General features: G+C 46.2%; 2 protein-coding genes. Both read left to right on the forward strand.

Annotated features, from left to right (window positions below; translation table 11 throughout):
* The coding region (locus tag R7O12_RS25820; protein WP_318126905.1) for a putative PEP-binding protein at window positions 1-995 on the forward strand (995 nt) is incomplete at its 5' end.
* Between the two features lie 6 nt (window positions 996-1,001).
* Window positions 1,002-1,199 (forward strand): TSUP family transporter (locus R7O12_RS25825; protein ID WP_318126907.1); only part of this gene is annotated, 198 nt, incomplete at its 3' end.

Below are 1,199 nucleotides of genomic sequence, written 5' to 3' on the forward strand. Positions count from 1 at the left end.
TGGTCAATAAAGACCTCGCATTACCTGCCGTAACGTTAGATAACCAGTACATTGAAGTGATGCTGAATGCGGGTCTCAGTGCCGATAGCAACATTGCCATTAATACGGGCGTCGATGGTGTCGGTTTATATCGAACTGAAATTGCATTTTTACTTCAACATCACTTTCCATCGGAAGATGAGCAGTATCATCAATATCGAGCAATATTAAACAGCTACTCGAGCCAACGCGTGGTGATGCGTACTCTAGACATCGGTGGTGATAAACCATTGCCATACCTGCCAATCGAAGAGGACAATCCGTTTTTAGGTTGGCGCGGGATTCGCTTTACGTTAGATCATCCTGATATCTTTTTGATTCAATTGCGTGCGATGCTAAGAGCCAGTGCTGAAAGTGGTAATTTAAGTATCTTGTTACCCATGGTATCTGGTATTAAAGAGCTGGATGATGCGATGACGCTGATCAACCAAGCCTACAGCGAAGTTGTCTTGCTTGATGAGCGTATCCAGGCTCCAAAGGTCGGGGTGATGATCGAAGTACCATCGATGGTATATCTGCTTCCTGCCATCGCGCATCGAGTGGATTTTGTCTCTGTTGGTACTAACGACTTAACTCAGTATTTACTGGCGGTGGATCGGAACAATTCCCGCGTCGCTGATGTCTATGAATCCATGCATCCGGCAGTGCTGTTAGCGCTCAAACAGATTCATGACGTGTGCGATAAATATCATGTGCCAGTGTGCATCTGCGGTGAATTAGCCGGTGATCCATTTGGTGCGCTCTTATTACTTGGGTTGGGATACACCAGCTTAAGTATGAACACATCTAACGTGGCTAAGGTGAAGTATTTGATTCGTCATAGCCAACAACAGGAACTAGAAAAACTAGCAGAACAGGCGATGACAAAATCGTACGGAGAGGAGATTCATCAAATGATGCATGATTTCTTTATCCAACAAGGTTTTGCAGGCTTCGTTCGTGCAGGGAAAAAGTAGGTAATCGTGACCGTCTCTTTATTTTTGTTATTGCTGGCGCTGGGCGCTTTTGTTGGTGTGATGGCGGGGCTACTCGGCATTGGGGGCGGATTAATCGTCGTACCTGCGTTGTTATTTTTGCTGCCTTGGGCGGGCATTTCTCCAGAAATGAGCATGCACATGGCGCTTGCGACATCTCTGGCAAGCATCATCGTCACATCAGGT

It is taken from the genome of Vibrio sp. Vb1574 (assembly GCF_033338675.1).